This is a genomic window from Streptomyces sp. NBC_00464, assembly GCF_036013915.1.
GTDB lineage: Bacteria > Actinomycetota > Actinomycetes > Streptomycetales > Streptomycetaceae > Streptomyces.
The window spans coordinates 1,487,581-1,506,480 of sequence record NZ_CP107899.1 but is presented as its reverse complement, the minus strand read 5'-3'; the positions used below and the strand labels follow the sequence as shown (position 1 = coordinate 1,506,480).

The following is an 18,900-nucleotide window of genomic DNA, read 5'->3' as shown; positions in this document are numbered from 1 at the left end:
CACGATCACGGGGCCGCTCCCTTTGCCGTACGTGCGGTACTGGCGTCAAGCTCAGTAACCTGGACGTACAACACCAGACGAGGAGAGGCGCCCCGCAGCCGCCGCCGGTCCTCGGTAGTGGCCCCCGGGACAACGCCCGGGAGCTTCGATCGAAGACCGGCCCCGCACACAAGGTGCGCCTCTCCGCACCGTCCTCCGCCACACGGGCGACAGGACGAAAGACGACGAGTATGGAGAAATCACTAGTGGAGAACGAGACCCACTACGCCGAGGCCGTTATCGACAACGGAACCTTCGGCACCCGCACCATCCGCTTCGAGACGGGCCGCCTGGCCAAGCAGGCCGCCGGCTCCGCCGTCGCGTACCTGGACGACGACACCATGGTGCTGTCGGCCACCACCGCTTCCAAGCGGCCCAAGGACCAGCTCGACTTCTTCCCCCTCACGGTGGACGTCGAGGAGCGGCAGTACGCCGCCGGCAAGATCCCCGGCTCCTTCTTCCGCCGGGAGGGCCGCCCCTCCGAGGACGCGATCCTCACCTGCCGTCTGATCGACCGCCCGCTGCGCCCCTCCTTCAAGAAGGGCCTGCGCAACGAGATCCAGATCGTCGAGACGATCATGGCGCTCAACCCCGACCACCTGTACGACGTGGTCGCGATCAACGCCGCCTCCGCTTCCACGATCCTGGCGGGCCTGCCCTTCTCCGGCCCCATCGGCGCCACCCGCGTCGCCCTGATCAAGGGCCAGTGGGTCGCCTTCCCGACGCACACCGAGCTCGAGGACGCCGTCTTCGACATGGTCGTCGCGGGTCGCGTCCTGGAGGACGGCGACGTCGCGATCATGATGGTCGAGGCCGAGGCCACCGAGAAGACCATCCAGCTCGTCCAGGACGGCGCCGAGGCCCCGACCGAAGAGGTCGTCGCCGCCGGTCTGGAAGCCGCGAAGCCCTTCATCAAGGCGCTCTGCAAGGCCCAGTCGGACCTCGCCGCCAAGGCTGCCAAGCCCACCGGTGAGTTCCCGGTCTTCCTCGACTACCAGGACGACGTCCTGGAGGCCCTCTCCAAGGCCGTCAGCACCGAGCTCGCCAAGGCGCTCACCATCGCCGGCAAGCAGGAGCGCGAGGCGGAGCTGGACCGCATCAAGGAGATCGCGGGCGAGAAGCTCCTCCCGGCCTTCGAGGGCCGCGAGAAGGAGATCTCCGGTGCCTACCGCGCGCTGACCAAGAAGCTGGTCCGCGAGCGCGTCATCAAGGACAAGGTCCGCATCGACGGCCGTGGCGTCACGGACATCCGTACGCTCGCCGCCGAGGTCGAGGCCATCCCGCGCGTGCACGGCTCGGCGCTCTTCGAGCGTGGCGAGACCCAGATCCTGGGCGTCACCACCCTCAACATGCTCCGGATGGAGCAGCAGCTGGACACCCTTTCCCCGGTGACCCGCAAGCGCTACATGCACAACTACAACTTCCCGCCGTACTCTGTCGGTGAGACCGGCCGCGTGGGCTCGCCCAAGCGCCGCGAGATCGGCCACGGCGCGCTCGCCGAGCGCGCCATCGTGCCGGTGCTGCCGTCGCGCGAGGACTTCCCCTACGCGATCCGCCAGGTCTCCGAGGCGCTGGGCTCCAACGGCTCCACGTCCATGGGCTCGGTCTGCGCCTCCACCATGTCCCTGCTGAACGCCGGTGTGCCCCTCAAGGCCGCCGTCGCCGGTATCGCCATGGGTCTGATCTCCGAGGAGATCGACGGCAAGACCCACTACGTCGCCCTCACCGACATCCTCGGTGCCGAGGACGCGTTCGGTGACATGGACTTCAAGGTCGCCGGTACGAAGCAGTTCGTGACCGCGCTCCAGCTCGACACCAAGCTCGACGGCATCCCCGCCTCGGTCCTGGCCGCCGCGCTGAAGCAGGCCCGTGACGCACGCCTCCACATCCTCGATGTGATGAACGAGGCCATCGACGTCCCGGACGAGATGTCCCCGAACGCCCCGCGGATCATCACCGTCAAGATCCCGGTGGACAAGATCGGTGAGGTCATCGGCCCCAAGGGCAAGATGATCAACCAGATCCAGGAGGACACCGGCGCCGACATCACGATCGAGGACGACGGCACCATCTACATCGGTGCCCAGCAGGGCTCGCAGGCCGAGGCCGCGCGCGCCACGATCAACGCGATCGCCAACCCGACCATGCCGGAGGTCGGCGAGCGCTACCTGGGTACGGTCGTCAAGACCACCACCTTCGGTGCGTTCGTCTCCCTGATGCCCGGCAAGGACGGCCTGCTGCACATCTCGCAGATCCGCAAGCTCGCCGGTGGCAAGCGCGTGGAGAACGTCGAGGACGTGCTCGGCGTCGGCGCCAAGGTCCAGGTCGAGATCGCGGAGATCGACTCCCGCGGCAAGCTCTCCCTCATCCCCGTCATCGAGGGCGAAGAGGACGAGACGAAGGACGACACCGACAAGTGACGTCCCGTAGTTCCGTGACGACGGCCCGCCCCTCCTCGGAGGGGCGGGCCGTCGCCCGTACCCAAACGCTTCTCAAGGGCACCAACGGCATCGGCACGGTCCGCCGCACGGTCCTCCCCGGCGGCCTGCGCATCGTCACCGAAACCCTGCCCTCCGTACGCTCCGCCACCTTCGGTATCTGGGCCAACGTCGGATCACGCGACGAGACCCCGACGCTGAACGGCGCGACGCACTACCTCGAACACCTCCTCTTCAAGGGCACCGCCAAGCGCAGCGCCCTCGACATCTCGTCCGCGATCGACGCGGTCGGCGGCGAGATGAACGCCTTCACGGCGAAGGAGTACACCTGCTACTACGCGCGGGTCCTCGACACGGACCTGCCGCTGGCCATCGATGTCGTCTGCGACATGCTGACCGGCTCCCTGATCGCCCCCGAGGACGTCGACGCCGAGCGCGGCGTCATCCTCGAGGAGATCGCGATGACGGAGGACGACCCGGGCGACTGCGTGCACGACCTGTTCGCGCACACGATGCTCGGCGACACCCCGCTCGGCCGCCCGGTCCTCGGCACCGTCGACACGATCAACGCCCTGAACCGCGGCCAGATCGCCCGCTTCTACAAGAAGCACTACGACCCCACGCACCTGGTCGTCGCCGCAGCCGGCAACGTCGACCACGCCACGGTCGTACGCCAGGTCCGCAAGGCCTTCGAGCGCGCCGGAGCCCTCTCCCGCACTGACGCCGTCCCGACGGCGCCGCGCGCGGGTTCCCGCACGCTGCGCACCGCGGGCCGGGTCGAGCTGCAGAACCGCAAGACCGAGCAGGCCCACGTGGTCCTCGGCATGCCGGGACTGGCCCGCACCGACGAGCGCCGCTGGGCGCTCGGCGTACTCAACACCGCCCTCGGCGGCGGCATGAGCTCCCGCCTCTTCCAGGAGGTACGGGAGAAGCGCGGCCTCGCGTACAGCGTCTACTCGTACACCTCGGGCTTCGCGGACTGCGGGCTCTTCGGTGTGTACGCGGGCTGCCGGCCCAGCCAGGTCCACGACGTCCTCAAGATCTGCCGCGACGAGCTCGACAAGGTCGCGTCGGACGGACTCGACGACGAGGAGATCAGCCGCGCGATCGGCCAGCTCTCCGGATCCACCGTCCTCGGCCTGGAGGACACCGGCGCCCTGATGAACCGGATCGGCAAGAGCGAACTGTGCTGGGGCGAGCAGATGTCGGTCGACGACATGCTGGCCCGCATCGCGCAGGTGACCCCGGACGACGTCCGCGCGGTGGCGGGCGAGGTCCTCGGACACCGTCCCTCGCTCTCCGTCATCGGCCCGCTCAAGGACAAGCAGGCCGGCCGCCTCGACGAAGCGGTCTCCTAAATCCCTTTGTAAGGAAGCAGAGCAATGAGCAAGCTGCGCGTAGCCGTTCTCGGCGCCGGGGGCCGTATCGGCTCCGAGGCGGTACGAGCGGTCGAGGCCGCCGACGACCTGGAACTGGTGGCCGCGCTCGGCCGCGGCGACAAACTGGAGACCCTCACGGACTCCGGTGCCCAGGTCGTTGTCGAGCTCACCACCCCCACCTCGGTGATGGACAACCTCGACTTCTGCGTCCGGCACGGCATCCACGCCGTGGTCGGCACCACGGGCTGGACCGATGAACGGCTCGCGCAGCTCGACACCTGGCTCTCCGCTTCCCCGGGCACCGGTGTGCTCATCGCGCCGAACTTCTCGATCGGCGCGGTCCTCACGATGAAGTTCGCACAGCAGGCCGCCCGCTATTTCGAGTCGGTCGAGGTCATCGAGCTCCACCACCCGAACAAGGCCGACGCCCCCTCCGGCACCGCCGCCCGCACCGCCCAGCTGATCGCCGAGGCCCGCCGCGAGGCGGGCTGCGTGCCGCAGCCGGACGCCACCGCGACGGCACTGGACGGGGCGCGAGGCGCCGACGTGGACGGCATCCCGGTCCACTCGGTACGGCTCCGCGGCCTCCTGGCCCACCAGGAGGTGCTGCTCGGGGGCGAGGGCGAGACCCTCACCATCCGGCACGACTCCCTGCATCACAGCAGCTTCATGCCGGGCATCCTGCTCGGAGCACGCCGCGTGGTGACCACCCCGGGCCTCACGTTCGGCCTGGAAAACTTCCTCGACCTGAACTGACTGAGCCCACGCCATGCGCGCAAAGATCACTTACGCCGTCACCGCTGCCGTCCTGGTCTTCTACTTCGTCCTGGTCGGCAGCCGAGGTGTCCTGCTCATCGAGCACGGCACGCTGCTCACGGTGACCTTCGGGGTCGCCGTGCTGATCCTTCCGGTGATCGGCATCTGGTTCCTCTGGAAGAACACCCAGTTCGTCCGGAGGGCCAACGCCCTCGCCGCCGAACTCGACGCCGAGGGCGGCCTGCCCGTCGACGACCTGGCCCGTACCCCGAGCGGGCGTATCGACCGGGACGCCGCCGACGCGGTGTTCGCCCGCCGCAAGGAGGAGACGGAGGACGCGCCGGACGACTGGCGCTGCTGGTTCCGCCTCGCTGTGGCCTACCAGGACGCCCGGGACACCCCCAGGGCCAGGAAGGCCATGCAGCGGGCCATCGCCCTCCACAGAGGCGGCACAGCGGCCTCACCGGCCCCTTCCGGCAACTAGCACGTTCCCGCACGACGAGACCGTCCGGCGTTCTTGGCGAACGCCGGACGGTCTCGTCGTCTTCGTGGGGCAGGCGAGCCCTCAGTGCTGCCGGTACTCGTCCCCCCACGCCTCGATCGTGTCGGCGGCCCTGTCGAAGGCCTCACCGCGCGCCAGGAAGTCCGCGTTGGAGTCCGTGAGCAGCGGCGGCACCGCGTCCCCGCCCTTGCGTACGACGATCAGGGCCTGGCCCTGCACCGTGCGCGGGAACCCGAGCCACTTCACCGGCTGCTGCACCGTACGCACTGCGGCGGCGCGGTTCCACGGCACGGTCGTCGTCCGGAAGAACGCCACCCGGCGCACACCGTGCCGGCTGACCCAGGCGCCGATCCGCAGCATTCGCAGGGCACAGATGATGACCGCGAGGGCCAGGGCAAGACACGCTCCGGCCCCGGGCAACGCCCCGGCGAACGCCGTGATCATCCCGGCGAACAGGATGAACGAGGCAAGCAGCAGCAGACCGGCCGCAGCGGCGACGCGCCAGGGCCCGGGGCGGTAGGGGCGCCGCCAGCTGTCGTGGTCGTCGAACGGCAGCGCGACGTCCTCAGCGCTCGCGTCAAATGCGCGGTCGGCCGTCAGAAAGGGCAGGGGCACGACTGATCCTCACTCACAAGCACGCTCGATTGCTGTGCCCGGTGAGGCTACCGAGGAGCGTACCGACCGGGCCACCCCAGGGGGCCCGGTCGGGTCAGCGGCCCTGTGCGCTCTCGGTCTGCTGGTTGTGCAGCGGCGACTGCTCGGGCCCCAGGGCGGGCAGTCCGAGCAGCAGCGATCCCGCGAGTCCGGCGATCACGACGAGACCGGTCAGGGTGCGACCCGCCTTCTCCGAGAGAGACGCGCGCTCGCGCGGGGGCGGTGTGACGTTACTGCGGAATCGGTCGGCCTCGGCTACGAACGAGAACGGGACGGATTCACGCCGGCGGAACATGAGGAAACTCTCCTTGAACGCTGATTCGGGTGGTGCTAATGAGTCAGACGCACGGGAAGCCCGATCGGTGCCCCGAATCACCGAATTGGTCGAAGAAATCCTCGAACGGGCGGTGCGGCCTACGTTGTCAGTGGCGGCCCGTAGAGTGGGCGCCGCCCGAGCGACGCCATTGGAAGGACCCCGCCGGTGACCGAGACCCCCGAGCCCGCAAAGCCCAGCTTCCGCAGCGATGTCACCGTTGACCTGGTGAAACACGCCGCAGGTGACTCCGACGTGCTGTTCGCCGCCCGCGTTTCCACGGCCGGTGAGCAGTCCCTCGAAGAGGTCACCAAGGATCCTGAGCGCTCCAAGGGGCTCATCAACTACCTGATGCGGGACAGGCACGGAAGCCCGTTCGAGCACAACTCGATGACCTTCTTCATCAGCGCCCCGATCTTCGTGTTCCGCGAGTTCATGCGGCACCGCGTCGGCTGGTCGTACAACGAGGAATCGGGCCGCTACCGGGAGCTGGAGCCGGTCTTCTACGTCCCGGGGGAGTCCCGCAAGCTCGTCCAGCAGGGCCGTCCCGGCAAGTACGAGTTCGTCGACGGCACCGAGGCGCAGGCGGAGCTCACCGGCCGCGCCATGGAGGCCTCGTACCGCCAGGCGTACGAGGCCTACCAGGAGATGCTCGCGGCAGGAGTGGCCCGCGAGGTCGCCCGTGCGGTCCTCCCGGTCGGCCTGTTCTCCTCGATGTACGCCACGTGCAACGCCCGCTCGCTGATGCACTTCCTCGGACTGCGCACGCAGCACGAGCTCGCGAAGGTCCCGTCGTTCCCGCAGCGGGAGATCGAGATGGTCGGCGAGCAGATGGAGGCGCACTGGGCGGCGCTCATGCCGCTCACCCATGCAGCCTTCAACAAAAACGGACGCGTTGCCCCGTAAGCGGTGTCCGTATTGCGGCGTTTCGTGAAGTTCATCTAGGCTGATCAAACGGACCCGGCACTGCTTGAACCCCCGAGCAGGCAGTGCCGGGCTCCTCTTGCTTGTCCCCCCGAGGGGACACCGGGCGCCGAGCAACGAGTAGCGTGGTACCCATGGCTCCGATCTCCACTCCGCAGACCCCCTTCGGGCGGGTCCTCACTGCTATGGTCACGCCCTTCACGGCGGACGGTGCACTCGACCTCGACGGCGCCCAGCGGCTCGCCACTCACCTGGTGGACGCAGGCAACGACGGCCTGATCATCAATGGCACCACCGGCGAGTCCCCGACCACCAGTGACGCGGAGAAAGACCAGCTCGTACGGGCTGTGCTGGAGGCGGTCGGAGACCGGGCGCACATCGTCGCCGGCATCGGTACGAACGACACCCGGCACAGCGTCGAACTCGCCCGCACGGCCGAGCGCACCGGTGCCCACGGCCTCCTCGCGGTCACCCCGTACTACAACAAGCCGCCGCAGGAGGGTCTCCTCCGCCACTTCACTGCGATCGCGGACTCCACCGGTCTGCCGGTGATGCTCTACGACATTCCCGGCCGCAGCGGGGTGCCGATCGACACAGAGACCCTGGTCCGGCTGGCCGAGCACCCGCGCATCGTGGCCAACAAGGACGCCAAGGGCGACCTCGGCCGCGCCAGCTGGGCCATCGCGCAGTCCGGCCTGGCCTGGTACTCGGGCGACGACATGCTGAACCTGCCGCTTCTGTCGGTCGGCGCGATCGGCTTCGTCTCGGTCGTCGGCCATGTCGTCACCCCGGACCTGCGGGCCCTCATCGAGGCGCACCTCGGCGGGGACGTCCAGAAGGCCACGGAGATCCACCAGAAGCTGCTGCCGGTCTTCACGGGCATGTTCCGCACCCAGGGTGTGATCACCACCAAGGCCGCACTGACCCTTCAGGGCCTCCCTGCGGGCCCGCTGCGCCTCCCCCTGGTGGAACTCAGCGCGCAGGAAACGGCACAGCTCAAGATCGACCTCGCCGCCGGTGGGGTACAGCTGTAACCACAGACTTCACAACTGAATACGCGAAGAACATTCGCAACAGAGCAAAACCAAAGACAACAGCAAGTGCACGAATGACATGCGCGCCACGTGCCCAAGCGGTACGTGGCGTGCGTGGTAAGGAGAGTCTTTTGAGTCATCCGCATCCTGAACTCGGCACCCCGCCGAAGCTCCCGAAGGGCGGCCTGCGGGTCACCCCCCTGGGTGGCCTCGGCGAGATCGGCCGCAACATGACGGTCTTCGAGTACGGCGGCCGCCTGCTCATCGTCGACTGCGGCGTTCTCTTCCCGGAGGAGGAGCAGCCCGGAATCGACCTGATCCTTCCGGACTTCACCACCATCCGGGACCGCCTCGACGACGTCGAGGGGATCGTCCTGACGCACGGGCACGAGGACCACATCGGTGGTGTCCCGTATCTGCTGCGCCTGAAGCCGGACATCCCGCTCATCGGCTCCAAGCTGACCCTCGCGCTCATCGAGGCGAAGCTTCAGGAGCACCGCATCCGGCCGTACACCCTTGAGGTCAAGGAGGGGCAGCGCGAGCGTCTCGGAGTCTTCGACTGCGAGTTCATCGCGGTCAACCACTCCATCCCGGACGCTCTCGCGGTCGCCATCCGCACGCCCGCGGGCATGGCCGTCGCCACCGGCGACTTCAAGATGGACCAGCTGCCGCTGGACGGTCGCCTCACCGACCTGCACGCGTTCGCCCGGCTGAGCGAGGAAGGCATCGACCTTCTGCTCTCCGACTCGACGAACGCGGAGGTGCCGGGCTTCGTACCGCCGGAGCGGGACATCTCCAACGTCCTGCGCACGGTCTTCGCCAATGCGCAGAAGCGCATCATCGTGGCGAGCTTCGCGAGCCATGTGCACCGCATCCAGCAGATCCTCGACACGGCACACGAATACGGCCGCAGGGTCGCCTTCGTCGGACGTTCGATGGTCCGGAACATGGGCATCGCCCGTGACCTGGGCTATCTGAAGGTTCCCGCCGGCCTGGTCGTCGACGTGAAGACCCTCGACGACCTGCCGGACGACGAGGTCGTGCTGGTCTGCACGGGCTCGCAGGGTGAGCCGATGGCGGCCTTGTCCCGGATGGCCAACCGCGACCACCAGATCCGCATCGTCCAGGGCGACACCGTCATCCTGGCCTCGTCGCTGATTCCGGGCAACGAGAACGCGGTCTACCGCGTGATCAACGGTCTGACCCGCTGGGGCGCCAACGTCGTCCACAAGGGCAACGCCAAGGTCCACGTCTCGGGCCACGCCTCGGCCGGCGAGCTGCTGTACTTCTACAACATCTGCAAGCCGAAGAACCTGATGCCGGTCCACGGCGAATGGCGCCACCTCAGGGCCAACGCGGAGCTGGGCGCCCTCACGGGTGTCCCGAAGGACCACATCGTCATCGCGGAGGACGGCGTGGTCGTCGACCTGATCGACGGCAAGGCCAAGATCGTCGGCAAGGTCCAGGCCGGCTATGTGTACGTCGACGGCCTCTCGGTCGGCGATGTCACCGAGACCTCCCTCAAGGACCGCCGGATCCTCGGCGACGAGGGGATCATCTCCGTCTTCATCGTGGTCGACAGCTCCTCCGGCAAGATCGTGGGCGGCCCCCACATCCAGGCCCGGGGCTCCGGCATTGACGACTCGGCGTTCAGCGCGGTCGTTCCGAAGGTCCAGGACGCCCTCAACAAGTCGGCCCAGGACGGCGTGATGGAGCCGCACCAGCTCCAGCAGCTGGTCCGCCGCACGGTGGGCAAGTGGGTCTCCGACACCTACCGTCGGCGTCCGATGATCCTTCCCGTCGTCGTCGAGGTCTGACTCCGACAGGTGTGAACTCCGGAGCGGGGCCCCCGATTTGCATCGGGGCGCCCCGCTCCAGTACGTTTACCTCTCCGCCTCACCGGGAAGCGCCGCGCACACATGTGTCCGCGAGCCTCTCGCGGAGAGTGGAAATTCCGACTCAGAACTTCTGATAATGTCGGATCCGCCGAAAGGCAAGGCCACTTCAACGGCCACCGGAATTAAAATTCGGACCGGAAACGGAACGAAATGAGTCTGGTAAGGTTGAAACCGCTGGAAAGGGAAAGCGCGAAAGCGAAGAACTGGAAAGCGAAAATGCGAGGCCCGCTTCGACCGGGAATCGGACACGAAAGAGTCTGATAGAGTCGGAAACGCAAGACCGAAGGGAAGCGCCCGGAGGAAAGCCCCAGAAAATGTTCTGAGGGTGAGTACAAAGGAAGCGTCCGTTCCTTGAGAACTCAACAGCGTGCCAAAAGTCAACGCCAGATATGTTGATACCCCGACCTGCTTCGGCAGGTTCGAGGTTCCTTTGAAAGTCCTAACAGGCCTCTGGTCTGGTAGGCAATGCACACAGCGAGGATTCAGTGGACGACCGGTCATATTCCGACATGGTCGTTCCGCTCTCGTGGTGTCTACCCGATTACGGGAAAACATTCACGGAGAGTTTGATCCTGGCTCAGGACGAACGCTGGCGGCGTGCTTAACACATGCAAGTCGAACGATGAAGCCCTTCGGGGTGGATTAGTGGCGAACGGGTGAGTAACACGTGGGCAATCTGCCCTTCACTCTGGGACAAGCCCTGGAAACGGGGTCTAATACCGGATAACACTTTCCCTCTCATGGGGGAAGGTTAAAAGCTCCGGCGGTGAAGGATGAGCCCGCGGCCTATCAGCTAGTTGGTGGGGTAATGGCCTACCAAGGCGACGACGGGTAGCCGGCCTGAGAGGGCGACCGGCCACACTGGGACTGAGACACGGCCCAGACTCCTACGGGAGGCAGCAGTGGGGAATATTGCACAATGGGCGAAAGCCTGATGCAGCGACGCCGCGTGAGGGATGACGGCCTTCGGGTTGTAAACCTCTTTCAGCAGGGAAGAAGCGAAAGTGACGGTACCTGCAGAAGAAGCGCCGGCTAACTACGTGCCAGCAGCCGCGGTAATACGTAGGGCGCAAGCGTTGTCCGGAATTATTGGGCGTAAAGAGCTCGTAGGCGGCTTGTTGCGTCGGTTGTGAAAGCCCGGGGCTTAACCCCGGGTCTGCAGTCGATACGGGCAGGCTAGAGTGTGGTAGGGGAGATCGGAATTCCTGGTGTAGCGGTGAAATGCGCAGATATCAGGAGGAACACCGGTGGCGAAGGCGGATCTCTGGGCCATTACTGACGCTGAGGAGCGAAAGCGTGGGGAGCGAACAGGATTAGATACCCTGGTAGTCCACGCCGTAAACGTTGGGAACTAGGTGTTGGCGACATTCCACGTCGTCGGTGCCGCAGCTAACGCATTAAGTTCCCCGCCTGGGGAGTACGGCCGCAAGGCTAAAACTCAAAGGAATTGACGGGGGCCCGCACAAGCAGCGGAGCATGTGGCTTAATTCGACGCAACGCGAAGAACCTTACCAAGGCTTGACATATACCGGAAAGCATCAGAGATGGTGCCCCCCTTGTGGTCGGTATACAGGTGGTGCATGGCTGTCGTCAGCTCGTGTCGTGAGATGTTGGGTTAAGTCCCGCAACGAGCGCAACCCTTGTTCTGTGTTGCCAGCATGCCCTTCGGGGTGATGGGGACTCACAGGAGACTGCCGGGGTCAACTCGGAGGAAGGTGGGGACGACGTCAAGTCATCATGCCCCTTATGTCTTGGGCTGCACACGTGCTACAATGGCCGGTACAATGAGCTGCGATGCCGCGAGGCGGAGCGAATCTCAAAAAGCCGGTCTCAGTTCGGATTGGGGTCTGCAACTCGACCCCATGAAGTCGGAGTTGCTAGTAATCGCAGATCAGCATTGCTGCGGTGAATACGTTCCCGGGCCTTGTACACACCGCCCGTCACGTCACGAAAGTCGGTAACACCCGAAGCCGGTGGCCCAACCCCTTGTGGGAGGGAGCTGTCGAAGGTGGGACTGGCGATTGGGACGAAGTCGTAACAAGGTAGCCGTACCGGAAGGTGCGGCTGGATCACCTCCTTTCTAAGGAGCATCTAGATTCCGCAAGGAATCCAGAGCCACTACGCCGGCAAATGTTCGGCGGTGGTTAGCTCATGGGTGGAACGTTGACTATTCGGCACGGTTGGCTGGTTTTCGTAAGTACTGCTTCGGCGTGGAAAGCGTAAATGGGTTGATTGTGTCGGGCACGCTGTTGGGTATCTGAAGGTACGGGCTCATTTGAGTCTGTCCTTCGGTTGCCGGCCCCAGTGCACTCGTTCTTCGGAACGGGGTGATGGGTGGCTGGTCGTTGTTTGAGAACTGCACAGTGGACGCGAGCATCTGTGGCCAAGTTTTTAAGGGCGCACGGTGGATGCCTTGGCACTAGGAACCGATGAAGGACGTGGGAGGCCACGATAGTCCCCGGGGAGCTGTCAACCAAGCTTTGATCCGGGGGTTTCCGAATGGGGAAACCCGGCAGTCGTCATGGGCTGTCACCCACTGCTGAACACATAGGCAGTGTGGAGGGAACGAGGGGAAGTGAAACATCTCAGTACCCTCAGGAAGAGAAAACAACCGTGATTCCGGGAGTAGTGGCGAGCGAAACTGGATCAGGCCAAACCGTATGCGTGTGATACCCGGCAGGGGTTGCGCATGCGGGGTTGTGGGATCTCTTTTTCATGGTCTGCCGGCCGTGAGACGAGTCAGAAACCGTTGATGTAGGCGAAGGACATGCGAAAGGTCCGGCGTAGAGGGTAAGACCCCCGTAGCTGAAACATCAACGGCTCGTTTAAGAGACACCCAAGTAGCACGGGGCCCGAGAAATCCCGTGTGAATCTGGCGGGACCACCCGTTAAGCCTAAATATTCCCTAGTGACCGATAGCGGATAGTACCGTGAGGGAATGGTGAAAAGTACCGCGGGAGCGGAGTGAAATAGTACCTGAAACCGTGTGCCTACAAGCCGTGGGAGCGTCGCTGTATGTGCTTGCACATGCAGTCGTGACTGCGTGCCTTTTGAAGAATGAGCCTGCGAGTTTGCGGTGTGTTGCGAGGTTAACCCGTGTGGGGAAGCCGTAGCGAAAGCGAGTCCGAATAGGGCGATTTAGTAGCGCGCTCAAGACCCGAAGCGGAGTGATCTAGCCATGGGCAGGTTGAAGCGGAGGTAAGACTTCGTGGAGGACCGAACCCACCAGGGTTGAAAACCTGGGGGATGACCTGTGGTTAGGGGTGAAAGGCCAATCAAACTCCGTGATAGCTGGTTCTCCCCGAAATGCATTTAGGTGCAGCGTCGTGTGTTTCTTGCCGGAGGTAGAGCACTGGATAGGCGATGGGCCCTACCGGGTTACTGACCTTAGCCAAACTCCGAATGCCGGTAAGTGAGAGCACGGCAGTGAGACTGTGGGGGATAAGCTCCATGGTCGAGAGGGAAACAGCCCAGAGCATCGACTAAGGCCCCTAAGCGTACGCTAAGTGGGAAAGGATGTGGAGTCGCAGAGACAACCAGGAGGTTGGCTTAGAAGCAGCCACCCTTGAAAGAGTGCGTAATAGCTCACTGGTCAAGTGATTCCGCGCCGACAATGTAGCGGGGCTCAAGCGTACCGCCGAAGTCGTGTCATTCACACATATAGGGCCAACGCCTGTGTGGATGGGTAGGGGAGCGTCGTGTGCCGGGTGAAGCAGCCGCGGAAGCGAGTTGTGGACGGTTCACGAGTGAGAATGCAGGCATGAGTAGCGATACACACGTGAGAAACGTGTGCGCCGATTGACTAAGGGTTCCTGGGTCAAGCTGATCTGCCCAGGGTAAGTCGGGACCTAAGGCGAGGCCGACAGGCGTAGTCGATGGACAACCGGTTGATATTCCGGTACCCGCTTTGAAACGCCCAATACTGAATCAGGCGATGCTAAGTCCGTGAAGCCGGCCCGATCTCTTCGGAGTTGAGGGTAGTGGTGGAGCCGACGAACCAGACTTGTACTAGGTAAGCGATGGGGTGACGCAGGAAGGTAGTCCAGCCCGGGCGGTGGTAGTCCCGGGGTAAGGGTGTAGGCCGTGTGGTAGGTAAATCCGTCACACATTAAGGCTGAGACCTGATGCCGAGCCGATTGTGGTGAAGTGGATGATCCTATGCTGTCGAGAAAAGCCTCTAGCGAGTTTCATGGCGGCCCGTACCCTAAACCGACTCAGGTGGTCAGGTAGAGAATACCGAGGCGTTCGGGTGAACTATGGTTAAGGAACTCGGCAAAATGCCCCCGTAACTTCGGGAGAAGGGGGGCCATCACTGGTGATCCGATTTACTCGGTGAGCTGGGGGTGGCCGCAGAGACCAGCGAGAAGCGACTGTTTACTAAAAACACAGGTCCGTGCGAAGCCGTAAGGCGATGTATACGGACTGACGCCTGCCCGGTGCTGGAACGTTAAGGGGACCGGTTAGCTGACTTTCGGGTCGGCGAAGCTGAGAACTTAAGCGCCAGTAAACGGCGGTGGTAACTATAACCATCCTAAGGTAGCGAAATTCCTTGTCGGGTAAGTTCCGACCTGCACGAATGGCGTAACGACTTCTCGACTGTCTCAACCATAGGCCCGGTGAAATTGCACTACGAGTAAAGATGCTCGTTTCGCGCAGCAGGACGGAAAGACCCCGGGACCTTTACTATAGTTTGATATTGGTGTTCGGTTCGGCTTGTGTAGGATAGGTGGGAGACTTTGAAGCGGCCACGCCAGTGGTTGTGGAGTCGTCGTTGAAATACCACTCTGGTCGTGCTGGATGTCTAACCTGGGTCCGTGATCCGGATCAGGGACAGTGTCTGATGGGTAGTTTAACTGGGGCGGTTGCCTCCTAAAGAGTAACGGAGGCGCCCAAAGGTTCCCTCAGCCTGGTTGGCAATCAGGTGTTGAGTGTAAGTGCACAAGGGAGCTTGACTGTGAGACCGACGGGTCGAGCAGGGACGAAAGTCGGGACTAGTGATCCGGCAGTGGCTTGTGGAAGCGCTGTCGCTCAACGGATAAAAGGTACCCCGGGGATAACAGGCTGATCTTCCCCAAGAGTCCATATCGACGGGATGGTTTGGCACCTCGATGTCGGCTCGTCGCATCCTGGGGCTGGAGTCGGTCCCAAGGGTTGGGCTGTTCGCCCATTAAAGCGGTACGCGAGCTGGGTTTAGAACGTCGTGAGACAGTTCGGTCCCTATCCGCTGTGCGCGTAGGAATATTGAGAAGGGCTGTCCCTAGTACGAGAGGACCGGGACGGACGAACCTCTGGTGTGCCAGTTGTCCTGCCAAGGGCATGGCTGGTTGGCTACGTTCGGAAAGGATAACCGCTGAAAGCATCTAAGCGGGAAGCCTGCTTCGAGATGAGTATTCCCACCCTCTTGAAGGGTTAAGGCTCCCAGTAGACGACTGGGTTGATAGGCCAGATGTGGAAGCCCGGTAACGGGTGGAGCTGACTGGTACTAATAGGCCGAGGGCTTGTCCTCAGTTGCTCGCGTCCACTGTGTTAGTTCTGAAATAACGAACGGCCGTGACTGTATTTAATTAAATGCAGTATCCGGTGTTGGTTAATTTCATAGTGTTTCGGTGGTCATTGCGTTAGGGAAACGCCCGGTTACATTCCGAACCCGGAAGCTAAGCCTTTCAGCGCCGATGGTACTGCAGGGGGGACCCTGTGGGAGAGTAGGACGCCGCCGAACTCCTTTTGATAGTTAAGCCCCGTGCCCTTGTGGCACGGGGCTTTTCTGCGTTCCGGACCCGTTCGCCGGCGCACCGTGGCGGGGGAGCCCCTGGCTGGTCGTGGGGGCGGGCCCGCTCTTGGAACACCCTGGTGGGCGGCAAGGTGACGGTGCGACAGGCGGTTTTGCAGACCCCCTGGTTCAGGGTATGCTTTAGCTCGTTGCCGCAGGGCAGCAAGGCCCCAATAGCTCAGTCGGTAGAGCGTCTCCATGGTAAGGAGAAGGTCTGCGGTTCGATTCCGCATTGGGGCTCAGACAGACGAAAGGCCCCCGCCAAACGGCGGGGGCCTTTCGCGTATCCCGGGGCGTCCCGGACTGTCCGAAGCCGACGCGACCTATACAGCGGCCTGTGGCTCGGGGACGCGCATCGCGAGGATGGCCATGTCGTCCGAGGCAGGCTCGGCGGCGAATCGCTCCACCGCCCGCAGGATGCGTGCCGCGACCGCGCCCGCTGTCAGGCCCGTGCAGTTGGCGAGCACGTCCGCCAGGCCGTCGTCACCGAGCATGCGGGTGCCCTCCCGGCGTTCGGTGACGCCGTCCGTGACGCACAGCAGGACGTCGCCCGGTTCCAGGGTCACCGTCTGCTCGTACAGCTCCAGGTCCTCGATGACGCCCAGCAGGGGCTGCGGTTCCGCCGCGGCCTCGACCGAGCCGTCCTGGCGCAGGCGCAGCGGCAGCGGATGGCCGGCGCACACCACCTTCAGAAGGGCGCTGCCGTCCTCCTGGGGCCACAACTCCCCGTACAGAAGCGTCAGGAAGCGACTGCGGGCGCCCTCGTCGAGGATGGCGGCGTTCAGCCGCTCCAGGACGGCGGGGCCGCCGAAGCCCTCGCGGGCGAGCAGGCGCAGGGCGTGACGAGCCAGGCCCGTGACGGCCGCCGCCTCCGGCCCCGTACCGCAGACATCGCCGATGGCGAAACCGTAGGCGCCGTCGCGGATCGGGAAGACGTCGTAGAAGTCGCCGCCGACCTCGTTGCCCTCACCGGCTGCCCGGTAGATGACCTCGATCTCGACATTGGGCACATCGGGCAGACCCGGAGGCAGCAGGCTGCGCTGGAGGGACTGGCTGATGGCCGTGCGCTCCGAGTAGAGACGAGCGTTGTCCAGGGCCAGGGCGGCCCGGCGGGAGAGGTCCTCGGCCAACTCCAGGATCTCCTGGCGGAAATGGTCGTCGGACGGTTTGCCGAGCGTGAGCATGCCGATAACCCGGTTACGGGCGACGAGGGGGAGGACTACGGTCTCCCCGCCCACGGCGGCCGCCGTGGCGAGTGTCGTCCGGATGCCGGCGCCGAGCCCGCCCGGGTCGCCGAGGCCGATGCTGCGCATCGAGGTGCGCAGCGCCGCCTGATGGGCGGCCTCGGAGGGCGCGGACCAGACACGGGCGCCGGGAGTCGGCACCGGGTCCGGCGGGGCGATCTTGGAGAGCAAGGCCTTGAGGCCGTCGATGCGCTCCTCGTCCTCGTGCAGTACGTACGAGAGGTACGGATCCGAGGACTGGTCGGCGATCGTGTAGACGGCGCACCAGGTGGCCAGGGTGGGCACCGTCATCTGTGCCATCAGGGCGAGCGTCTGGTCCCGGTCGAGCGTGCCGGCCAACAGGTCGGACGCCTCGACGAGGAAGGAGAGCGAGCCGCGGCGCAGCCGTTCAAGTTCTCCCAGGCGGGCGGACTCGACGGCCAGGGCGATGCGGTCGGCGGCGAACTGGAGGCGCAGGGCCTCCTCGTTGGAGTACCGGCCGGCGGCTTCGGCCGCGACGCCCAGGGAGCCCGTGAGCCGGCCCTCGACCTTCAGCGGGACGGTGACCACCGAGCGCATGCCCGTGTCGACGAGCAGGGGGACTGCACCGGGGACCGCGTCGAGGTCCTCGTGCACGGCGGGCATGCGCGCGGAGCCGTACCGTCCGGTGCCGGCCTCCACCGGGACGCGGGCGAAGCGCTGACGGGCGGAGGGCAGACCGGTCGTGGCCCGTACTTCCAGTTCGGTCTCGTCGTCCGTCGCCAGCAGCAGGAAGGCCGCGTCGGCGTCGAGCATGTCGCGGGCCCGCTCGACGGTGCGCTGGAGCAGCCCGTCGAGGTCGTCGGGGGCGGGAGAGCCGATGAAGACCTCGAAGGGGTCCGTCGAGCGGTTCTCCGTGTTCGCGTCGGAGACGGGAGTGCGTACCGGTGACTGGAGTACGGCCCGCTCGTAGTCGCGCACCAGCAGGCACACGGTCGAGGGCTCGCCCTGGGTGTCCCGCACGCGCAGATGAGAGCCGTAGACCGGGATCGTACGGCCGTCGGCGCCCCGGATGCCGTAGCTGCCCTCCCAGCGGGAGAGACGCAGGGCGTCCGCGATGCCGGTGTTGGTGCCGGGGGTCTGCGGCCAGGCGGTGAAGTCGGTGAACTGTTTTCCGGTGACCTGTTCCGCCGTGTGCCCGAAGAGGTATGAGGCGTCGTCGTTCCACGCCGCGATGGCGCCCGCGCTGTCGATCTGGACGACGGCGACCCTGACCCGTTCGTCGGTGACGGGGAGCAGGTCGACGGGGAGCAGCGGGCCCGCGGAACGGATGCCCACGGGGCGGTCGGGCAGATCGAGCTGGAACCAGACATGTTTGTGTGTGGGGGAGTACTCGACTCCCCAGCGGGAGGCGAGCGCCGCGCACAGGAGGAGGCCGCGGCCGCTCTCCCGGTCGGGGCTGCCGAAGTCCAGCCCGGTGGACTGGAGCGGGATCTCCCGTTCCGGATAGTGGTCGGAGACCTCGACCCGGACGCCGTCCTCCGTGCGCAGGCACAGGACGTCCGCCGCTGTGCCCGCATGGACCACGGCGTTGGTGACGAGCTCGCTGGTGAGGACCACGGCGTCGTCGACGACGTCGGTGTACCCCCACCCCTGGAGCGTGTCCCGGACAAAGGCGCGGGCCGTCGCGACGGAGCGCCCGACCGGGTCGAAGGTGGCAGCCGCGCGCGCCGTGATCACAGCACTCCCCATATGGTGTCTCGTCGCTTCCCCGAGTCCTGTGCCCGTTTCTCGCCGCTTCGATTCGCCTTGCCAGGCTAGACGCTTCGTGCAGGTACCGGATACACGAGGGCCGGGTTCGGGCAAGGACGGGCAGGAACAGGCTTGTGACCGGACAAGTGTGGGCTTCCTCATGGAGGGATGTGGCACAACCATGGGTGGTTCCGCCCCGACTGGTTCCGGCCTGGTACGTTTCAACGATTTGACGTCCG

The 18,900-nt window shown here is 65.0% G+C and carries 10 protein-coding genes, 1 tRNA gene and 3 rRNA genes; 11 read left to right on the top strand and 3 right to left on the bottom strand.

Annotation, left to right across the window (positions count from 1 at the left end; all coding sequences use genetic code 11):
- The first annotated feature begins 245 nt into the window (after positions 1-245).
- The 4 genes from OG912_RS06410 to OG912_RS06395 are packed head-to-tail and all read left to right on the top strand — an operon-like array spanning position 246 to position 5,096.
- The gene (locus tag OG912_RS06410; protein ID WP_326740800.1) at positions 246-2,459 is read left to right on the top strand and encodes a polyribonucleotide nucleotidyltransferase; all 2,214 of its coding nucleotides are present in this window, start codon (positions 246-248) and stop codon (positions 2,457-2,459) included.
- Positions 2,456-3,835, top strand: a complete 1,380-nt coding sequence (locus OG912_RS06405) for a M16 family metallopeptidase (protein WP_326739212.1) — start codon at positions 2,456-2,458, stop codon at positions 3,833-3,835. Before OG912_RS06410 ends, OG912_RS06405 begins: the two co-directional genes overlap by 4 nt.
- 24 nt (positions 3,836-3,859) lie before the next feature.
- Positions 3,860-4,612, top strand: a complete 753-nt coding sequence (gene dapB / locus OG912_RS06400; protein ID WP_327708556.1) for a 4-hydroxy-tetrahydrodipicolinate reductase — start codon at positions 3,860-3,862, stop codon at positions 4,610-4,612.
- A 13-nt stretch (positions 4,613-4,625) separates the two neighbouring features.
- Complete coding sequence (locus OG912_RS06395) at positions 4,626-5,096, top strand: hypothetical protein (protein WP_327708555.1); 471 nt, start codon at positions 4,626-4,628, stop codon at positions 5,094-5,096.
- A gap of 81 nt (positions 5,097-5,177) precedes the next feature.
- On the opposite strand, the gene OG912_RS06390 is transcribed toward OG912_RS06395, so the two are convergent.
- Both OG912_RS06390 and OG912_RS06385 read right to left on the bottom strand, forming a co-directional pair.
- Positions 5,178-5,729 (bottom strand): hypothetical protein, encoded by a 552-nt coding sequence (locus OG912_RS06390; protein ID WP_326739215.1) that lies wholly within the window; start codon positions 5,727-5,729, stop codon positions 5,178-5,180.
- A gap of 94 nt (positions 5,730-5,823) precedes the next feature.
- Entirely contained in the window at positions 5,824-6,063 is a 240-nt protein-coding gene (locus OG912_RS06385) for a hypothetical protein (RefSeq protein WP_326739216.1), read from the bottom strand.
- 186 nt (positions 6,064-6,249) lie between these two features.
- Here OG912_RS06385 and thyX point away from each other — a divergent pair, with 186 nt between their 5' ends.
- The 7 genes from thyX (at position 6,250) to OG912_RS06350 (ending at position 15,947) form a co-directional block, all read left to right on the top strand.
- Positions 6,250-6,987: an FAD-dependent thymidylate synthase gene (thyX, locus tag OG912_RS06380; protein WP_327708554.1), complete on the top strand. Its 738-nt coding sequence runs from the start codon at positions 6,250-6,252 to the stop codon at positions 6,985-6,987.
- Between the two features lie 152 nt (positions 6,988-7,139).
- Positions 7,140-8,039, top strand: coding sequence for a 4-hydroxy-tetrahydrodipicolinate synthase (gene dapA, locus OG912_RS06375; RefSeq protein WP_327708553.1), 900 nt, complete (start codon positions 7,140-7,142; stop codon positions 8,037-8,039).
- A gap of 131 nt (positions 8,040-8,170) precedes the next feature.
- On the top strand, positions 8,171-9,856 hold the full coding sequence (locus OG912_RS06370) for a ribonuclease J (RefSeq protein ID WP_326739219.1): 1,686 nt from the start codon (positions 8,171-8,173) through the stop codon (positions 9,854-9,856).
- 635 nt (positions 9,857-10,491) lie between these two features.
- Positions 10,492-12,017: ribosomal RNA gene (locus OG912_RS06365) — 16S ribosomal RNA — on the top strand.
- Between the two features lie 301 nt (positions 12,018-12,318).
- Positions 12,319-15,443 (top strand): 23S ribosomal RNA (locus OG912_RS06360).
- Positions 15,444-15,539: 96 nt separating this feature from the next.
- Positions 15,540-15,656 (top strand): 5S ribosomal RNA (rrf, locus tag OG912_RS06355).
- The 16S, 23S and 5S rRNA genes sit together here with 1 tRNA gene alongside, the layout of an rRNA operon.
- Before the next feature lie 218 nt (positions 15,657-15,874).
- Positions 15,875-15,947 (top strand) — tRNA-Thr (locus OG912_RS06350).
- An 83-nt stretch (positions 15,948-16,030) separates the two neighbouring features.
- Here OG912_RS06350 and OG912_RS06345 read toward each other — a convergent pair.
- Complete coding sequence (locus OG912_RS06345; RefSeq protein WP_443060952.1) at positions 16,031-18,661, bottom strand: SpoIIE family protein phosphatase; 2,631 nt, start codon at positions 18,659-18,661, stop codon at positions 16,031-16,033.
- Positions 18,662-18,900: the final 239 nt, after the last annotated feature.